General features: G+C 59.0%; 15 protein-coding genes. 14 read left to right on the forward strand and 1 reads right to left on the reverse strand.

Annotation, left to right across the window (positions count from 1 at the left end):
• The first annotated feature begins 1,045 nt into the window (after positions 1-1,045).
• The 9 genes from I1969_RS04730 (at position 1,046) to I1969_RS04770 (ending at position 13,694) form a co-directional block, all read left to right on the forward strand.
• A complete protein-coding gene (locus I1969_RS04730) occupies positions 1,046-2,959 on the forward strand; it encodes a magnesium chelatase domain-containing protein (protein WP_195233337.1) in 1,914 nt (637 codons plus the stop codon).
• A gap of 93 nt (positions 2,960-3,052) precedes the next feature.
• The gene (locus I1969_RS04735) at positions 3,053-3,934 is read left to right on the forward strand and encodes a hypothetical protein (protein WP_195233339.1); all 882 of its coding nucleotides are present in this window, start codon (positions 3,053-3,055) and stop codon (positions 3,932-3,934) included.
• A gap of 11 nt (positions 3,935-3,945) precedes the next feature.
• Positions 3,946-4,554, forward strand: a complete 609-nt coding sequence (locus tag I1969_RS04740) for a 3'-5' exonuclease (RefSeq protein WP_195233341.1) — start codon at positions 3,946-3,948, stop codon at positions 4,552-4,554.
• Between the two features lie 124 nt (positions 4,555-4,678).
• The gene (locus tag I1969_RS04745) at positions 4,679-5,743 is read left to right on the forward strand and encodes a hypothetical protein (protein ID WP_195233344.1); all 1,065 of its coding nucleotides are present in this window, start codon (positions 4,679-4,681) and stop codon (positions 5,741-5,743) included.
• Positions 5,744-5,746: 3 nt separating this feature from the next.
• Positions 5,747-7,717, forward strand: a complete 1,971-nt coding sequence (locus tag I1969_RS04750) for a VirD4-like conjugal transfer protein, CD1115 family (protein ID WP_195233352.1) — start codon at positions 5,747-5,749, stop codon at positions 7,715-7,717.
• 47 nt (positions 7,718-7,764) lie between these two features.
• The gene (locus I1969_RS04755) at positions 7,765-7,983 is read left to right on the forward strand and encodes a hypothetical protein (RefSeq protein ID WP_195233353.1); all 219 of its coding nucleotides are present in this window, start codon (positions 7,765-7,767) and stop codon (positions 7,981-7,983) included.
• Positions 7,983-9,572 (forward strand): hypothetical protein, encoded by a 1,590-nt coding sequence (locus tag I1969_RS04760; RefSeq protein ID WP_195233355.1) that lies wholly within the window; start codon positions 7,983-7,985, stop codon positions 9,570-9,572. The genes I1969_RS04755 and I1969_RS04760 overlap by 1 nt, the downstream gene beginning before the upstream one ends.
• Before the next feature lie 13 nt (positions 9,573-9,585).
• Positions 9,586-10,056, forward strand: a complete 471-nt coding sequence (locus tag I1969_RS04765; RefSeq protein WP_195233357.1) for a PrgI family mobile element protein — start codon at positions 9,586-9,588, stop codon at positions 10,054-10,056.
• Positions 10,053-13,694 (forward strand): VirB4-like conjugal transfer ATPase, CD1110 family, encoded by a 3,642-nt coding sequence (locus I1969_RS04770; RefSeq protein ID WP_195233359.1) that lies wholly within the window; start codon positions 10,053-10,055, stop codon positions 13,692-13,694. The genes I1969_RS04765 and I1969_RS04770 overlap by 4 nt, the downstream gene beginning before the upstream one ends.
• On the opposite strand, the gene I1969_RS04775 is transcribed toward I1969_RS04770, so the two are convergent.
• The gene (locus I1969_RS04775) at positions 13,691-14,050 is read right to left on the reverse strand and encodes a hypothetical protein (protein ID WP_195233361.1); all 360 of its coding nucleotides are present in this window, start codon (positions 14,048-14,050) and stop codon (positions 13,691-13,693) included. The genes I1969_RS04770 and I1969_RS04775 overlap by 4 nt on opposite strands.
• A gap of 28 nt (positions 14,051-14,078) precedes the next feature.
• On the opposite strand from I1969_RS04775, the gene I1969_RS04780 reads away from it, so the two are divergent.
• The 5 genes from I1969_RS04780 to I1969_RS04800 all read left to right on the forward strand — a co-directional run bounded on the left by I1969_RS04780 (position 14,079) and on the right by I1969_RS04800 (position 17,810).
• A complete protein-coding gene (locus I1969_RS04780) occupies positions 14,079-15,524 on the forward strand; it encodes a phage tail tip lysozyme (protein ID WP_195233363.1) in 1,446 nt (481 codons plus the stop codon).
• A gap of 25 nt (positions 15,525-15,549) precedes the next feature.
• Positions 15,550-16,068, forward strand: a complete 519-nt coding sequence (locus tag I1969_RS04785) for a hypothetical protein (RefSeq protein ID WP_195233365.1) — start codon at positions 15,550-15,552, stop codon at positions 16,066-16,068.
• A 77-nt stretch (positions 16,069-16,145) separates the two neighbouring features.
• Positions 16,146-16,403, forward strand: a complete 258-nt coding sequence (locus I1969_RS11305; protein WP_411161031.1) for a helix-turn-helix domain-containing protein — start codon at positions 16,146-16,148, stop codon at positions 16,401-16,403.
• 103 nt (positions 16,404-16,506) lie between these two features.
• The gene (locus I1969_RS04795) at positions 16,507-17,268 is read left to right on the forward strand and encodes a hypothetical protein (RefSeq protein ID WP_195233369.1); all 762 of its coding nucleotides are present in this window, start codon (positions 16,507-16,509) and stop codon (positions 17,266-17,268) included.
• A gap of 227 nt (positions 17,269-17,495) precedes the next feature.
• Positions 17,496-17,810 (forward strand): TnpV protein, encoded by a 315-nt coding sequence (locus I1969_RS04800; RefSeq protein ID WP_195233371.1) that lies wholly within the window; start codon positions 17,496-17,498, stop codon positions 17,808-17,810.
• The last annotated feature ends 104 nt before the right edge of the window (positions 17,811-17,914 follow it).

Consider the following 17,914-nt stretch of genomic DNA (forward strand, 5'->3'; position numbering starts at 1 on the left):
CTTGCGCATTCCGTGAAATGCAGGGTACGGACGGCCGGCCCGGGTCCGGCCCCGTAATCCGGCATAGTTTTGAAATGGCTCTTGTCAACCAGCATTAACTATTACGAAGATTGGACCCACAAACGTTTATCAAGGCAATTGGGTAGGCACGTGGAGTGGGAACTTTGGCAAAAAGGGGCCGGGCTATTTGCCCGGCCCCTTGATTCTCTGGTGGGCCCTCCGGGATTCGAACCCAGAACCCAGGGATTATGAGTCCATATTCAAAACCGGATTCAAGTGGAGAAACGTAAATCTAAGTGTGGATAGCAGCGGATTACAAATTCTGCTGTACCTTAGTTTTACTCGAAATGGCTACTTGATACTTATTGACAGACTGCTTCTTTGGTATCCGATAAAAGCAGTCGATATTCAAAGTCATTAGGTTTTCCTATGATTGCGCTGTGGTTACGTGGAAGATCGAGGCGCTAAGGGTTGAGCATGTGGCCGCCCCAATCACTCACTATCGCGGCTGGGCCATATGTGACGAGGTTGGACGCAACCGGAATCTCTTCGGTCAAGCCAAACCCTATGCGATGGCTCATGAGTTGGAGTGTCCCGGTATCAGCGTTGAATTCCGAAATCCCGGCGAGGATGCCGTGCACACACCTGGCAGCTGGTGCCAATTGACCTGTGAGCTGACATCGATGTCTAAATGCTCCTCGATGGGACTTTGATCATACTCATAATCCCTGGGTTCTGGGTTCGAATCCCGGAGGGCCCACCACTATCTACCAGCGGTTTCCATGAAATACAGTTGTTCAGGGGAACCGCTTTACTATTGGCTATTCCTTCTAGAATCCACTGGTTTCTTCTGGCTATCCACCGCTATCCACCACAGCTCAATGCATAAACAATTATCCCAGTATATACATTGTGAATATGCTATGGACCGTCTCTTTCAATCGGCGGCGAGCCAGTGAGGTCCCGGAACAGTTGTTCAGCTAGACGCAATGGTTAATGCCTGCCGTCAAACTTGTTTCATTATCATTGAGGATTGGAGCGAGTTATGACCAATCGTACAGTTGTCCATGGCGCCATTGTGGAAGGCGCCTCGGCAGTACCCATTGACATCGCGATTGAATTCAAACCGGGAATTCCCGGCATTCACATTCTAGGCATTCAGGATAACGCCGCCGTGGAGTTGCGGGGCATTGTCAGGTGTGCACTCAAGGCGCAGGGATACACCTTGCCTCGAGACAGTGGTTCTATCGACGTCATGCCCTCGCCCGGCTATAGCAAGGCCTTCTCAGGTCGAATTCGAGACGCAGGCTCCCTCGCGCTGGCCATAGCGCTTGGTATCCTGAGCTCCTCGGGGCAGGTCGATCCTACGTATATCAAGGATAAGCTGTATTTTGGATCGCTGGACTTCGGCGGTAACGTGACGTCGTGTCGGGGCGCCATTGCAGTTGAGGATCTCTGCCATGAGCTGAATCTCCAGGGAGTCGTTTCCGCGGCAACTCCGCGCGGATTGAGGCCTTCTAACCCGAGCCTTCAAACCCTGGACTCGATCTCATCTTATTCCTTGGGTAATCCTGAGAATCTTATCGGCAGGCCTATGCCGGCTGAACCAAATCAATTGAGTCCGGTTTACCCGCCTGCTGCAGTCTCCGCTGTGGCCGAGGCCCTTGCGACGCGGATTCCCATTCTAATTGAGACGGATAGTCCGGAGCGTGCGGGAGAGGCGCTTCGCGCGTTCTTCCGCGTCGGCGAAAGCGATGAGGCGACGCTCATGAGGGACCTTGCCGGCGTCGGTGCGAAGGGTAACGTTGCCGTTGTTTCCGATATCGGGACGGCGAGCCTCGCAAGCATTATCGGCGGCGGGCGCCCAATCAGGCCGGGTGTCATCTCTGCCGCAAGCGGTGGCGCCATCGTTCTCGGAAATATCGATCAGGCATCGTCCAATGTCCTTCAGTCTGTGGCATCGGCTACAAGGCGAGATGCCGTCAGAATCGTTAGGGTTGACGGTACTACGCTGTTTCCAAGCGACGCCGCCCTCGTCATGACGGCCCGAGAGGATCGAAGTGACTATGCGATGAAGGCGTTTCAGCTGGGCCCGTTCCCTAAAATCGAGCAGCCGGTCGTTGTCGATATTGACCAATTGGAAAAAGGCCTTTCTCAGATTCATGCGCTCCCCGGATCGCTGGTCTCCTATAGAGAGAACCTCAAAAAGCGCATCGAGGACAGCAGCCTCTATGTGGACGCAACCACCAAGGGCGGCATCAAAGTCAACTATTCGGTTGATGGTGAGCCGAAGACCGTGGAGCTAGTAAAGCAATTCTACGAGGAGAACGATACGCTCTGCATCCAAGCCTTCGATGTGACCGACGGCTCTGACTCATTCGGCTCGCTTTGGTCGGATGTAACCGTGAATCTCGACGGACCTGCCCAAGGAGACCGTACTGTCTACATGCAGAGGTCAAGTGTAGACCCCCTGCCCGGCATCCTCATGGACTCGGAGATATTCGGCTCCGTTATCGATGGCGCCGGACGGGGTGGATATGATGCCGTTGAAGTTAACCTGAACGCTTTTCTTTCGATGAGGGATCTGTCCGAATTCCGCGAGATGGTCATTCCCCCTGAATATAAGGATATCGCCATCGCCGCAGGCGTAAATTTCGCCATCGTGCCGGCGATTGAAGCGAAGGACATTGCTCTTATGCCCGACGGCCTTGTCAGCATCGGCGGGCACGACTATACGCTCTACCGCGGCCAGACCTTCGACGAGTCGCGGAAGGTGGATGTGATCCTCGATCAGTATGAAGAGCTGAGCGTGGCTCCCCACAGAGTCGATTGCAGCCCCAGCACGAAAAAGATCATTGACTCGCTTCGACTTGTGACCAAAAGCACGGCATCGCCTGATGGAGTTGTGTCGATGGAGCGCGACGTGACCCTCCCCCACGCTCAGTCGCTTAAACATTAACCAAAATCTAGGAACAGTTGTTCAACGGCTCTCATCGACAAGCCCAAGGGCGGACGATAGCACCAACGGAACTATGACCGAAGGGAGAGCCGTATGGACAAACTGGATAGGGCGGGTGCGGCCGGGCTGGGCCCGCTTGACCTCGACCGCGTTTTCGATGCCGTGCGCGAAATGATCATGGACCCGCAGCAATGCGAGGGATACCTTAAGTGGCCGGCTGTTGCCACGCTTGGTGCGATTATGGCGGAGCCGAACCTTCTCTCGGCCGTGGCCGAGGTCGCTCTTGACGGCATCGTCCCCGACACGTATGCGGGTCAGAAGTCTTGGCTGCTCGCACGGGCCCTTTTCACGGCCTCCACCGCCCAAGCGGAATATGAGATCGAGCGCGGCCTTGAACTCTCGCCGTCGGATCGAACCCACATCAACCCGAAGGCGTCTATTGCCGTCCAGGACTATATCTCGCGAGACGAGAAGCTCGCCGTCATGAAATTCTATGTCATGGCGGACACGGAGCTCTCGCGCATCGCTATTCCCTGGCCGGCAGGGCCCTATGGCCAGTTCAGGATCGGCGACGAGGGCTATGTCACGGACGAGCAGTTCGGGCGCGTGATTCCCGACCCGGCCGACCAGAGCCTCTATGAGTACATCGCGAACGGCGGCGCACTTACCGACGACGTTGTCCACGCTGCCGTGAGGGGGAATACCGGCCACATCGATACGCTTGCCTCCCAGGCCATCGAAAACGACCCCGAGGCACCGGTCTTCTACACCGAGGCGACCCAGGACGAGTGGGACGAGTCTGTCGACGAGGGCTATGTCCAAACGAGCGACATCAAGACCGAGCGAGCCCATGAGATGCCCGGCACGAAAAACCTCATCGCGCAGATCAGCAGGAAGCTGGGAGGCGGTACCGAGGGCACCCTTCATACCACGGCCCCTAATCGTACTGCCTATTTCCATTACGGACAGGCATAGGGGGCGGCAAGATGAGCATCGCGCTGGTACCTTTCGACTCTCCCATCGAGTGCATGACGATTGACACCGAGACGACGGGGCTCGACCCTTATGACGGCGATGAAATCTTGGCCCTGGCAATGGTTCTCGATATCGAGGGTCAGGATTCGCCCTCGTCGGTCCATCTGCGTGTCAGGCCGCAGCATAAGACCGAGTGGCCTGCCGCAGAGCGCGTGAACCACATCTCACCCGACTCGGTGGCGAACCATAAGCCTTTTAAGAATTATCTCGAGGCCGTCCAGTCGCTATTCGACCGCACGGAGAAGATCGTCGGATGGATTGTCGGCTTCGACCTTGGATTCCTCGAGCATGAGGGCGTCATCATTCCGCAGACAGCGGAAATTGTCGATGCGATGGAGGAATTCGGGCGCGTATACGGCCCATTCTCAGAGTCCCATTCAAGATGGAGGCTCACCTCTGCGGCAGATGCCATGGGATACAGCTTCGAGGGCGCTCCGCATACCGCCCTCGCCGACGCCTTGGCTACAAGGCACCTATATCAACACACGACTGCAGTTACCGAGGGCCTGAAGCGGCCGGGCGTGCATGTCAAACGGCCCGGGGCACGCAGGCATAGCTAATTAGAGAAATTGTCACCCCGTGGCACCAAACCGGTCGGCACGGGTGGCCTATATGGCGAAAACTGTAGTTGGGGCCGCTTTATGTGCGGCCCCAACTACACGTCGCCGGAAGGAGGTAGCAGCAATGCCCGGAGAGAATGAAGAGGCCATGCGTGTTCTGCTGATGCTCGGCCAGGCTGTCCTGCCCCCGGCGCGCGAAGTCCTCATCATCACGATGAGAGCGCTCGCACGTGGTACGGGCAAAGTCGCTGGAGGTGCCGGCAGGGTTGCCGGTCGCGGCGCGAACCGCGCGATCAGCCATGTGAATGGGCTCGGACGTTACGGTCTCGTTACAGAGCACACGCTAAGGCGCGACCGCAACGACGTCATCAAGCTCGTCAACCTCGGCAAGGAGGGCGCGCTCGATCGAAGCGACCTGTCGCTCCTTTCCGACATCTGCCGAAAGCATCGCATCGGGTTCGCTGTCTTCGAGGACCCGGCGACTGGCTATTTCGCAATCGAATACAAGATGAAGGACCAGGAGGCGCTCGCCGCCTGCATTGAGACGGCAATCGAGAGGAAGCTGATCTCGAACGCCGATGTGGACAACGCGATGAGGGGTCCGGTCGAGAGCGGCGTCCAGATGCCCGCCAATCCAAACGATATCCAGTCGTCTTCCCAGCCAAAAGAGTACCCCGCCCTTCCGGCAATCGGGCTACCTGCTGTGGGTCTTCCTCCGGTAGGGCTCCCGCCTGCACCGGAGAATATCGAATATCTGGGTGAGTCTTGGAAGCTCGACCAGAACGATGGCATGTACAAGCGTAAATTCACCGGGTGGGACGGTGTTGTATACACCGCCGCCGTTTCCACGGCCGGAGCCTTCAGGATTACCGATCCCGAAGGGCATACGGCAAAAATCGGGAACCAAATCTGCGAAGGCGATGACAAGGGCGTGCTTCGTGAGGACCGTGCCGATGCCATCGTCCGATGCCATACACAAATCGAGACGCTGAAGGACCGCGAGGCCTTTGAGGGGTCAGTCAGACTCCAGCAGCGCCAGGGACGAACCAAGCAGATGGGTTCGCATGAGGTCATACGCGCCGTCAACATGCGCGACGCAGCCGACCGCAAGGCCAACCGTCACCAAATCGGCAACCAAAACCGTCCGTCCACGCACTCCCGAACCCTCAACAAGCGGGTCAAGAGGTAGCTGATGAAGCTGCCAAAGATAGACATAACGAAGGCTATCGGAGCCGTCGTGCTGGGATCTGCCGCCTTCTGGATCGTGAACCTCACGGTCCAGAAGGTTATGCTCGGCACAAGCGGTATCGAAACGTCCGATGACGTCGTGGCGTTCGTTGCATGGGCGGCATCCCGTCGGCCCCTCGGCATCTATTTCGGTGGGGTTCCGCTGCTGGCCTCAGTCGTCGCGGCCCTTGCAATCGCTCTGGCGATTTTCTTTAAGCATGAGGCGCCCGGAGAAGACATCTCGCCTGCGAAGCAATATGGATCCCAGCGTTTCTCGACCGCACAGGAGCGTCTGCTGTACTCACACAACAAGGCGACGGCTGATTGGCCGGTTCCCGAATGGTGTGAGACGGTCGAGGACGACAATATCATCCTCTCGCTCAATAGCAAGGTTGCCGGCACATCAATCGTCAACGATAAGAAGGACCCGATCAGGCGCGAGAGCCAGGTGCCAAACCGAAACATGTTCATCATGGCTGGATCGGGCGCCGGCAAGTCCTACCGCTTCGTGACCAACCAGATCATGCAGATGAACGGCAATATGGTCTTCACCGATCCCTCGGGCGAGCTTTTCCGTGCATCGGCTGCCTTTTTGGAGAAGAACGGCTATGACGTGCAGGTCATCGACCTGCGCGACGAGGAGCACATCCTGGCCTCAACCCACTACAACCCGCTTATCAACTGCCGCGACGTCACGTCCATCAACTCCCTGGTCAATATGTTTGTCGCGAACACCAAGGGCGAGGACACGCACGGGGACCAGCAGTTCTTCATCGATATGGAGAAGAACTTCTACACCTGCGTTTGCGGCATGTTCGTTTTCTGGTTCAAGGCCAACGGCAATACCGCCGACTGCACTCTTCCCGGCATCATCGATTATCTAGCGATGGCCAAGGCCGACGGCGCCGAGGGCATCAACAAGCTCGATCTCGTTTTCGAGGGCACCCGGGGGCGCGACGGCTTTGACGGATTTGCGCAGTACATCATCGATACCTACGGCGAGGACGCGCTGGATGACGAGTCGCTTCCTGAGAACTCGGTCCTCACCAACTACCGCACCTTCAGGTCCAACGCCGGCGCTCCCGAGCAGATGGCGGCGGTCGTGTCTTCGTGTGCCGCCCGTCTGCAAAGGCTCAATAACCCAGCGATCAGAAAGATGCTGGGCCGCGACGAGCTCGACCTCCAGTCTATCGACAAGCGCAAGCGCGCCATCTTCTTCTGCATCAAGTCCGGCGGCGGCCCCTATGACTTCGTCGCCGCAATGGCCTTAAACCAGTTGTTCGATATCTCGAAGGATATCGGGTCAACGAATGGAATCGGCCATCTAGAGATTCCCCTCTATTGCTATCTCGACGAGCTCGCCCAGATTGGTAAGATCCCCGACCTTGAGAAGCTCTTCGCCGAGAGTCGTAAGTTCTGGATCAACCTCTGCGCAATCGTGCAGGACGGCAAGCAGCTCGAGGCGCGATATGGCAAGCAGTCGGAATCCATCCGAGCAAACTCGGCCATTTTTATGTACATGGGTTCCTCACTCTTTTCCGACTGTGAGCAGATATCCCGTGAGATGGGCAACACCACGAAGAAGTTCACGGACTACTCAGTCTCGAACTCCGCGAGCGGTAAATCCATCCAGGAGAGCACGAGATACGTCAAGGTCCCGCTCATGAGCCCCGAGGAGCTCTACAGCTTCAACGAGGAGGACGGCCTGTCCCCTGATGAGTGTGTGACGCACTACAAGCAAGGTATGTGGTTTCGTGATCTCAAGGCAGATCCCGAGATTCATCCCAGGCGCAAGGAGTATCTCAGCGCCGGCAAGACCGACATGCTCGAGTGGGCGCGCGCCAGGCGACACGCGGATATCCCTGACGTGTCAACACCGGAGGGTGTCGTGCTCATAGACCGCACCAGCCCCAAAACCATCGTCATCGACGCCTAAGGGCGCGTGAATAGGTATCAACTATCCTTAAGGGAAGGAAATCTTCAATGGAACAGCTTGCTGATCTCGTTACCAAATTCGAGAACGTCATGATCGCTGGCGGCTCTCTGTTTGCCTTGTGGGGTGTCTACAATCTGCTCGAGGAGAAGACTAAGGGGCGCCCCGGCCACGGTACCGAGTGGTGGCAGGTTCTCGCTGGCGTCTTTATCGCCGGCTGCGGCTTCTCCCATATCATCTCCCAGCTGTTCAACGGCATCCTCGGATAATGGAGATCAGAGAGAGACTGCTTGCCTTCGCTGCCGGTTCCCCTATCGGTGGTGCTTCGTCGCCTAGGCCAACAGACCCGTATGATGAACTTGAATATGATGAAAGGCCGACTTCGTTTGGCGATCGCGTCTTACGTTTTGCAGCCGTCAGCGTCTTGATGCTCGTTGTGGCTTGTGCCATTGCATCGATTGCCTATGCCGCTCAAAAGGGCCAGTGGAATGTCAACCTCGGCGTTGACAACATGAACCCCGAGCGCACGCAAATTACAATCAGGTGGAGTGACATCGATAAGGACAAGTATGTTTCCTTCGAGCATGGCGGCATTAAGGCCTACAAGATTGGCTACACCATAACGACCACCAAAGACGGAAGTACCGTCGAGGGTCCTGTCTACTACGATAAAAACGGCAAAGTTGTCGATAAATCCCACAGCAAAATGAAGAAGTATAACGGTAGCCTGCAGGGCGAGGACCTTAAGAAAAACTTCGAACCGTCCTGGGCTCCTGATGGTTGGGAAAAGGGCGCGTCTGCTTCGACGAGCACAAGTCCCAACGACAACCATAAGCCGCATGAATCGCAGGGTTCTGAGTCAAAAGATCCAGAGGATCTGGACAACCAACTTATCAGCAAGAAGACCCCGGATTTTGCCCTAGATTTTAAGTTCTTTAAATATGCTGCCGAAAACCTGGCATGGACTTTCTGCCGTGGGCTTGCGGAAAGCGCCACGAGCCTTGCCGAATGGTGCATTTCGCTAGTGTCCTCTACGGCGAGCACTGCATTCACATCCGACTTTACCAATGGTCCTTTCGGCCAGTTCTACACCATGGCATCAAAGCTATCGAAAGGCGCTTTCCAGCCTTATGCCATGGCGTTTCTCGGCCTGACGTTCGGTGTCGCCCTCATGCACCAGCTGGATGTCCGTCGCAAGATGGCAGGCGTCGACATCATGGCAAGCCTCGCATTCGTCGTCATGATGTTCGCGGTGAGCTACACCCTCATCGTCCATGCGATGGACATCTGTGCGGCCGTATACGTTCTCGCCCAACACCTTGTCGGGGTCGTAAACAACACGCTTGCATCCATGGGAATCGACACGACCAACTCCATTGGAATAAAGGAACAGGTAACCAGCTCATTCGACGCCCTGACTTACGCACAGGCCGGCACCTCGTTTATTCTTCTCATCCTTGCCATCGTTTCCCTTGTCGCCTGCGTCGCCTGCCTATTCACCGTGCTGACAACAATCTTCGTGCGTGTCGGCGAAATATATTTAAGGGCCGCCGCAAGCCCCCTTTGCCTAGCGTTCTTTGCTGACGACAAATCAAGACCCATGGGCGTCGGCTATCTCAAGCGTTTCGCCGCGGTTTGTTTCCAGGCGGTGATGATTGTCATCGCGATTGGCATGATCCCACTTATCAATACGGTCGCAACCGAACTCATAGCCCCTATCACGTCTGATACAAGCACCCTGAATGGTTTCGGGGGCGCCGCGGCCGCGCTCATCCCGTCGATGTGCTCCGTCCTTTGCATTACTGAAATCGTGAACAAGTCAAAGGTCGTTGCCAACAGTCTGTTCGGCCTCGCCTAGGAAAGGTAGTGAAATGGCAGAGACATTCGTGCGCGACGATATCAACAACTATGTCGCGAGAAACATCTTTGGTCGTTTTTCCAAGCGCTCGGCCATAGCGGCACTTGCCGCCGTTGCCGTCGTGACCGTCGGAATATACGGCGTCTACGCATGGGGCTGGAGCCTCGATATTGTCACCTACATGGCGATCCCGGTGTGCGTTGCCATCGGCGTCATCGGCCTCCATTCGCACCACGGCCTGAAATCGGAGAAATGGCTGCCGCTCATGCTGAAGGACAGGACGGAGCCCGATCAGCTCACGCTCGCTGTCCCGACTTTCGAGGTGGCCGTTCCGAAGAAGACGAAGGCAGAGGTGCGCGAGCAGAAACGCCGCGAAAAGGCAGCAAGGAAGGCGAGGAAGTTTGAGCAGGAGGCCGTGCCGGCGGGAATCGCCCAGGCGATGGCTGAGGCCTCCGTGAGAAACGATGGGAGAAACCCTAGATGAGCAAACTGACTATTGACGATCTCGACCGAGAGATTGCCGAGGCCGAGGAGCGCCGCGCGAGCGCCCTCGAGGCCGGTTGGCAGAAGGGCGTGCGCCAGATGGACAAACGCCTGAAAAAACTGAAGAAGAAACGTGACAAGTATGTCGCGAATTACGGCACCGACGTGCCATCCATCCCCCTCGGCTCTTCCTGGGCGATAGACGAGGAACAGGCCGAGCTCGGTGTAAACACTGCGCTCTCGACCGATGTGAAGCTCGTCCAGCCTAAGTGGTCGACCACGAAACTCGTCCCCTACGAGCTGCTCACGGTTGACGGCGTCATGCGCATCGACAGCGAGACCTACTCCATCGCCCTTCGCGTCGATGACGTCAACTACCAGGGAGCGCGACCCGAGGACCAGTATCTCGTGCGCGAGGCGTGGGCGGGATACCTCGATTCGCTCGACCACACGGTACGTCTCGGCATTTTCATCATGAACAAGCGCGTGAGCCCGGAGGAGTTCGCTTCTGACCTGCTGTTCCGTGAGGTTCCCGGCGATGAGCGCGGTAACGTCCTGCGCCGCGAGTACAATGCATGGACCCGCTCCATGCTTGCCAAGTCCTCCCGCTCGGTGCGCCGCGACCGCATTATCACGATTGCCGTGTCCGCTGACACGCTGGAGCGTGCGGTGCCCCGGCTGTCCCAGGAGGCGGATTCCTTCCTGCGCTTCATGCGCGACCTCGGGTCCGATGCGCATGTCCTCGACGGCCAGCAGCGCCTCGACATCATTCAGACCATGACGCGCCAGGACGACACTCCGGGCACGGCGAACTTCGAGCGCCTGTCCGGGACCGTCGGCCTCACGACCCGCGAGCTCGTGGCGCCCTCCTCCGTCCTCACCGCTGACGGCTACCGCGGCGACCCCCGCATGATCGTCGGCCGTCGCTGGGTTAAGACCTACGACGTCACCCTTGACGGTTACGGCAAGACCATGAAGGACTCCTTTATTTCAGACCTGACGGGACTGCCCTACGACCTTACCGTCGCGTGGCACATCCGTCCCTGGGAGTTCTCTGCCGCGATCTCGGCCGCCGAGAACCACCTGCACGAGATCACCGAGGAGAACAATACCTATCAGTTCAACACGAGCCGTCCCGAGGTCGGCTACTTTGTCGACCAGAACAACATGCCGCCCGCGATGCGCGAAGCCCAGGAGGACGCCGAGGCGTTCCGAGACGACCTCGAGAGCGCGGAGATGCACGCCTTCGGAGTCACGACCGTCGTGACCGTCCAGGGGCGCACGGAGACTGAGCTCGAGGAGGCCTGCCGCGAGGTGGAGAAGGTGTTCTCCACGCACAGGAAGCCCTATCCCGATTCATGGCGCGCCCTTCGCGAGGAGTCCTTCTCGACCGCTCTGCCGATCGGCGCCCCCTACATCCCGTATGAGCGAACGCTGACCACGGACCCCCTGTCCCATATGCTGATGTTCGTCGCCGCCGAAATGAACGATCCGGGCGGTAACATCATGGGCCTCAACGCCGAGACCCGCTCGTTTATCGTCTACGACCCCGTGTCCCATGAGCACACGAACAGCTTCACGCTGGCACAGCCCCGATCCGGCAAGTCGTTCAATTCCAAGATCACGCGCATCATCCCCGTGCATCTGAAGCATCCGGACGACGACGTGATCACGATCGACCCCGAGGGCGAGTACGTCACACCCACCGAGTATCTGGGCGGCCAGGTCATCCGTATCGCCGAGAATTCCGGCGACTTCATTAATCCCCTCGACATCTCCCTTGCCTACGGCTCGGACGATCCGGAGACGAAGTCCTCCCCCGTGCCCGCGAAGGTGTCCTTCATCCAGTCGCTCGTTCGCATGATGGCCAGCAGCGTCAACGATGCCCAAGCCAATGTCCTCGACGCCGCGACCGCATACGCCTACAACCGGTATCTGGACGATCCGCGCCCCGAGAACCTGCCGACGCTTCAGGATATCTATGACTTCCTGATGTCCGAGCAGGGCTCCGATATGCGCGACGCCCGCGACCTGGCAAAGCTCATTCGCCGTTACGTCACGGGCACGCTGTCGCTGTTCAACCATCCGACGAACGTGAACCTCCAGTCGAATCTCGTGTGCTTCGACCTGCACGAGCTATCCAGCGAGCTCAAGCCGCTGGCGCTGCTCATCATCCTCGATCACATTTGGGTCCGCGTATCGGCGAACCGTCGTGCCGGTAGGAGAACCTGGCTCATCATCGACGAGTTCCAGCTCCTGCTCGACAGTCCCTACGCCCGCAGCCAGATCGACCGCTTCTTCACCCGCGGCGGTAAGTGGGACTTCTACATCAACGCCATCACGCAGAACCTCTCCCGCGTCCTCAACAGCGAGGAGACGCGCTATATGTTCCAGAACTCGCCCTTCGTGACGATTCTGCAGCAGACGAGCGACCTTCTCCCTGACTTCCAAGAGCTGTTCAATCTCTCTGAGAGCCAGACGAAGGTTTTGGCCACCGCACATCCCGGCGAGGGTCTCTACGTGTTCAAGAACCGCGTTGTCCATTTCGACTTTCAGATCGACCAGAAGACCTGTCCGACTCTCTACGACATCTGCACGACCCGTCCCGCCGATATCAAGCGCCGGGCGGTGAAGCCGGCAGCGAAACCCGATGTCGGCTCACTCGACGAGCCTGAAGATGCCCCGTCTTCGACCCCGCGCTCCACTCGTGAGGAGATCGGCCGCAACGTTCCGTCACCTGCACACATGGCTCCCCCGGCGCGCCCTCGACCCAACGTGCGGCCGGCGAGCGAGCAATTCGGTTTTAACGGAGGCGGCAACCGAGACACGGTTACCGCCAAAAAGGAAAGGATGGAAGATATGGATATTCGTGACTTCCAGGAGGGCGCGGACTTCTCGCGCTTCAACACCCGTCGACTCCCGAGTGAGGAGGAGCTGCGCGCGCAGGCCGAGGCCGAGCTCAAGGACCTTGTCCTGAATGCAATCGATAAGGTCTTCACCCGCGAGAGCGACACCCATTTCGACGATTTCGCGCTGGCTCTTTCGTCTGTCGGGGTCACGCTCGGAAGCGAGCCCTCCGGCGATATCGCTTTCTCGAACGGCACGGTCGCCCTCTCCGGCTCCGAGGTAGGCTACACGCTGTCTGCGCTCGTTGCCATGTCGGAGCGCGCTAACGGTCTCGATGCTGAGGTGAAGCCCCAGCCCGCTCCCGCTCCCGAGCAGGCTCAGCCTACCGAAGATCTCAACGCGCAGCCGGGCTCCTGGTCAAACGTCACCCGTCAGCAGCAGATGGATTCAGCGCCTCGTCCGCGCACCCAGACGCAGGCCCCTCAGCAGCCGGCGCCTTCCTCCTCTGTCCAGCAGGCCCCCGCAACCAGCTTTACACAGCCGAATGGCATGTTTTTGAATCAGCGCGCCGCGCAGCGTCATCGCGCCCAGGCTTCCTCCCAGGCGGCTGTCGCCCCCCAGCAGTCGGCAGACCAGCGTTTTGGCAGCGCATCGGTCTCCGATGCGATGTCCACCCTGCTGAAGTATCAAAACGACAGCGGTGAGGATGTCGGCGGCATGTTCGCCAGCCCCGACGAGATCAGCCCCGAGGGTCTCAACGAATATGCCGACGGTTCCGGTTTCGTGGGCTAGTAGATGAAACCGCGCTCGATGAGATATAGCTCAAACCTTGCCCACGCGGATGCCCGTACCGCCGCAAGCCGGCGTACGGGCACCGTGCCCGCCGTGCTCGAAGCCGAGTCACGGCGCACATCTGCATGGCAAAGATCCTTACCGCGCCCGAACAGGTCGCGTTCCGGCTCCTCGGATTTCTCTCGTCTCAGCGCCCAGAAAACGACGCGCTCGCGTGCGGCATCTGCCGCCGCGGGCGCCGCCTCATACGGCGGCACCTTCGCGTCCATCGCGAAATCATCCATGGCAGGCGCATCCGAAGCCGATGCGCCCGACACAGACACATCGGAGGGATCGGGTTTCTCCCCCTCCGTCATGGCCTCGTCTTCCCGACGCGGGGCCGCTGTGTCGGGCGCAACGCCCTCGGCCCAGCTCCTGGCATCCTCATCGCTCGCGAAAAAGGTGGCGACGGTCCCCGTCGCCCCGATTTCCGGTAGCGCCTCCAAGACGCTCAAGCGCGCCAATGCGGTCGAGCTCGACATCCTTATGAAGCGCCGTCCGGGTTCATTCAAGAAGGACCCGGCCGCCGTCAAAAAGCTCAAGGACCATCGCAAGATGGTTTTGCGTAGGAAGAGGAAGGTCGCCCTCAAGCAGGCCTCCCTTAGCATGAAGGCGGGGCGCGCCGTCGGCGGCAAGCTCTCCCGAAAGCTATTCAAGGGCCGTAAGGGAAGAAAGCAGCTTCTCTCCCTCAGGGAATGGAAGAACAGGATCGCCATATTCGCCTCGCTGCTCTCCCTCGGCGGCCTTCTGCTCATGGGGGCGATCCTCGCTTCGTCGCTCGGGCTCGTGCAGTTCGGCCAGCAGGCGGGAGGGGCGAGCAACGGCGGCAGCCTGGACGGCGACGAGCTCACCATCTACCTGTACCTCAAAGACCACGGTTGCGACGACATCCACGCCGCCGCCATCATGGGCAACTACTGCCATGAGTCCGCTGGATCCTCAAATCATAAGATATATCCGATGGCTGACCAGGCAATGGGTTCGCATGCCTATTGGCTGGACGGAAAGAACCCGAAAACAAACGACGAGATCGTTTCGAGAGGCTCTGTATATAACAAGGCGACCGGTATAGGCCAGTGGGACGGAGGGCGCCGCCTTCGCCTGGCTCAATTCGCAAAGGAGAAAGGCAAGAACTGGTACGACCTCGATGTCCAGCTCGAGTTCTGGTCTGATCACGACGAATGGGGCTCGTTTTCCAGTGCCGACGGCAAGTACAACTACCAAACATTCATGGATGCAACCGACCTCGAGGCCGCGACGAAGATCTACGCCATGGGCTGGGAGCGGTGCGCCATGGTGGGAGGCAAACCCTCCGGCTGGGAACCGCGATACACCAACGCGCAGTACTTCTACAACGCGATCACGTCCGGCACCCTCGGCGGCTCGGGCCAGGGTCTGGCGGGCGCCACGGGAAGCCAGCTCACCGTCGTCAACGCCTGCAAGTCAACGCCCTCACCCGGCCTGAACTGGTGTGCCGCGTGGGTGACAAACGTATTCAAGGCGGCTGGTGTCGGCTCCTTCGGTGGAAACGCCTGCGACATGGTCAAGGCATGGTGCCATAGCAACAACCCCGCCGACCTCAAAGTCGGCATGATCGTCGGCGACGCGAGCCACCCGGGCACCGGCACCCCAGGACTTCTCTATGGCCACGTCGGCATCTACATCGGTGACGGCAAGGTCATGAGCAACGAAGGTGCAATCACCACCAAGACGCTCGATGAGTTCATTGCCTTCTACGGTAAGGGCTCAGGAGTCTACTGGGGATGGATAGGCGGAGTCGAACTCAAATAGCCAACAAGGGAAAGGAACGTTCGCCATGTACAAAAAGGGAAAGAAGCTGGATTCGAAAGGGATTATCCTCGCCTGCGTAGGCATCATCATAGTCTGCATCGCAATCAACGTCGCGTTCGCGCTCTTTCCGCCCACAGGCAGGACGGATGACAGCCCGGCGGTGGAATCCTCGGCTGCCTCCGACGGTGAAGTCGGTGCCGATGGCTACGGCACGGGTGATGAATCGGAAGGCGGCGCCATGGATGACAAGGGTGAAACGACGCAAGTCGACCCCTCGGTTGTTGCCGTCCCCGATAACCTGCCCGAGGGAATGACCCAGACTGGTTTCCAAGACGCGGTCGCAAGGTACCTCACGTCCCTGACACCCGAATACGGCGCTCCCGAGAAGACCCTTATCGAGTCGAGTGACGTGAACGTTGGAATGGGTCCCGACGGCTCCGATATCCCCTACTGGGTCATCCGCGTCTACTTCCCCAACGAGACGGAGATTCCCGTGACCGTCGACTACACCAAGGGCGAGGGCTTCAACGTCGGGACGTACTGATCGAGATGAAGAACGCGCCCGGACCGTATACAACCGAACCTTCCCTGCTGCTCTTTCGCCGACGCCTGGCCGCCCTCATGAGGGCAACGGGAATCGACCAGGATGAGCTTGCGGGGATGATCGGGCAATCGTCGCGCTCGATCGGCCTGTGGCTCACTGGCGTCAGGTTGCCCTCGGCCGTCTCACTAAAGGCCCTCTCAAGGACGTTCGGCGTGCCTACCGACTGGCTGCTGGGCGCAGACGCGGTCGAGATAGCCTCGGGGCTAACGAGACTCGCGGAGATAGCATCGGCTCCGAAGGCGACAGATACCGGCGCCGATAGGGCGTCAGGCTAAAGGCTTACCTGCCCTGCCGCGGTGAACACTTGTTCCCGCGCCGGGCGACATGGGCACACTCCCCCATCATCGATGGGTAGTTGACTGAGACGGGGAGGAATTAATGCAACAGAGCCACATTGAAGCGCCTATCGAGATGCTCGCGGCGGTTTTGGGCCATCCGCACGGCTGGGACACGATTCTCGACGCCATGGCCGAGCACTCCGAACTGGGCCCGAGGGGAATTCTCGCTCTTGCGGCATTCAAGCTCGACCATCCCGAGGCCGATACATCGGCTGTCCTCAGCAGGCAGCGCGCCGATATGCTGGGCGGAAAGATCAAGGAGCATCCGGCCGGGTTCGAGATTCTCGTTCCCTTCGCCAGACGAGTGGACGATGAGCTGACTCTCGATTGCGAACTCGTTCCCGAGACGGTCTACCCCGCCTCCGCTTATATAGGGCTCACCTCGTGCCCCGGCGCCGCACCGATCAGCGTCGTCGAGGGGGATGCGGTCGCGCTCGATGCGGTCTCGATGGCCTCCGAAGACGTCGACCTTGAGGGCATGGACCCGATGGCTTCCCACGTTACGCTTCGCCGCTACGGGATCGATGACGGCCTGGAGGTTCGCGTCCCGATGGAGGATACCGAGCTGCTTCTCGCGCGTATCGAGCGCGTTTGTGCCCAGGTGAGAGGCGCCACGGGCAGAATCGACCGCGCCCTCAAGAAGGCGGGATTCGAGTGCAAACCGAGAGTGCGGCCCCCGCAGGGCGAGCGGGCCGAGCGCGGCCAGTCAGCAACTATGACGACCAAGCGACTAAAGAGCATGCTCGCCTCCTTCGATTCCGGTTCGCGCGGAACCTGCAACAACTCTCGAAAGGGGGCGTAGCGCCATGGCCAGGAGAGCGTCGAGGCGCTTCGTTGCGGCAGAGGGGCAAATCTCCCTTTTCGCGATGGATGATTCATCGATCTATGAGGCGCCCGCCGAAGAACAAATCGATAACGTAAAAGCGCAGCAAAGCCTGGCCCTTGACTTCGGGGCGCAAGAGGAATCTTATGTAAGCCAAGCGGGAGGCGACAAGTTCGCCCACAAGGATGATTTCGAGGAGGAAGCGCATGTCGGTGCTGAAGAACCCGTACAAGGGCGTGAGGGGTCTCCGGTATTCCTTCATGGAGCAGAACGCTCCGGAGGATCTGGCCAGGATGGAGGTGGCCGGCGAGACGGAGGAGTATCTCAAGGCGGTGGAGCACAACTACCTGACGAGACTCGCGGAGCTGCAGGACAGCTGCATGGAGAGCTGCGGGGCGACACCGGAGTTCGCGCAGATCACGATGGCCGAGTGCCGGTACGACGACTACATCCGCAAGGCCAACAGTGCCCAGAAGATGGCCGAGGAGATCGCCCTCAACGAGACGGTGCTCACACTCTAGCCGCTCACGACAACACCGAATACCTGAACCCTGATATCCAGGCCGGTCATTCGCCGCTGGAGCGTGCCAGGCTGAATGTCGCCGCGCTGCGCGCCCTCAAGGCG

The sequence above is a fragment of the Collinsella aerofaciens genome, assembly GCF_015548375.1.
Classification (GTDB): domain Bacteria; phylum Actinomycetota; class Coriobacteriia; order Coriobacteriales; family Coriobacteriaceae; genus Collinsella; species Collinsella aerofaciens_AB.

Coding starts and splice junctions, on each gene's coding strand:
- I1969_RS04745 (WP_195233344.1), top strand. CDS start 4,679: ATGCCCGGAGAGAATGAAGAGGCCATGCGTGTTCTGCTGATGCTCGGC.
- I1969_RS04735 (WP_195233339.1), top strand. CDS start 3,053: ATGGACAAACTGGATAGGGCGGGTGCGGCCGGGCTGGGCCCGCTTGAC.
- I1969_RS04800 (WP_195233371.1), top strand. CDS start 17,496: ATGTCGGTGCTGAAGAACCCGTACAAGGGCGTGAGGGGTCTCCGGTAT.
- I1969_RS04750 (WP_195233352.1), top strand. CDS start 5,747: ATGAAGCTGCCAAAGATAGACATAACGAAGGCTATCGGAGCCGTCGTG.
- I1969_RS04730 (WP_195233337.1), top strand. CDS start 1,046: ATGACCAATCGTACAGTTGTCCATGGCGCCATTGTGGAAGGCGCCTCG.
- I1969_RS04770 (WP_195233359.1), top strand. CDS start 10,053: ATGAGCAAACTGACTATTGACGATCTCGACCGAGAGATTGCCGAGGCC.
- I1969_RS04775 (WP_195233361.1), bottom strand. CDS start 14,050: ATGACGGAGGGGGAGAAACCCGATCCCTCCGATGTGTCTGTGTCGGGC.
- I1969_RS04740 (WP_195233341.1), top strand. CDS start 3,946: ATGAGCATCGCGCTGGTACCTTTCGACTCTCCCATCGAGTGCATGACG.
- I1969_RS04765 (WP_195233357.1), top strand. CDS start 9,586: ATGGCAGAGACATTCGTGCGCGACGATATCAACAACTATGTCGCGAGA.
- I1969_RS04760 (WP_195233355.1), top strand. CDS start 7,983: ATGGAGATCAGAGAGAGACTGCTTGCCTTCGCTGCCGGTTCCCCTATC.
- I1969_RS04795 (WP_195233369.1), top strand. CDS start 16,507: ATGCAACAGAGCCACATTGAAGCGCCTATCGAGATGCTCGCGGCGGTT.
- I1969_RS04755 (WP_195233353.1), top strand. CDS start 7,765: ATGGAACAGCTTGCTGATCTCGTTACCAAATTCGAGAACGTCATGATC.
- I1969_RS04785 (WP_195233365.1), top strand. CDS start 15,550: ATGTACAAAAAGGGAAAGAAGCTGGATTCGAAAGGGATTATCCTCGCC.
- I1969_RS11305 (WP_411161031.1), top strand. CDS start 16,146: ATGAGGGCAACGGGAATCGACCAGGATGAGCTTGCGGGGATGATCGGG.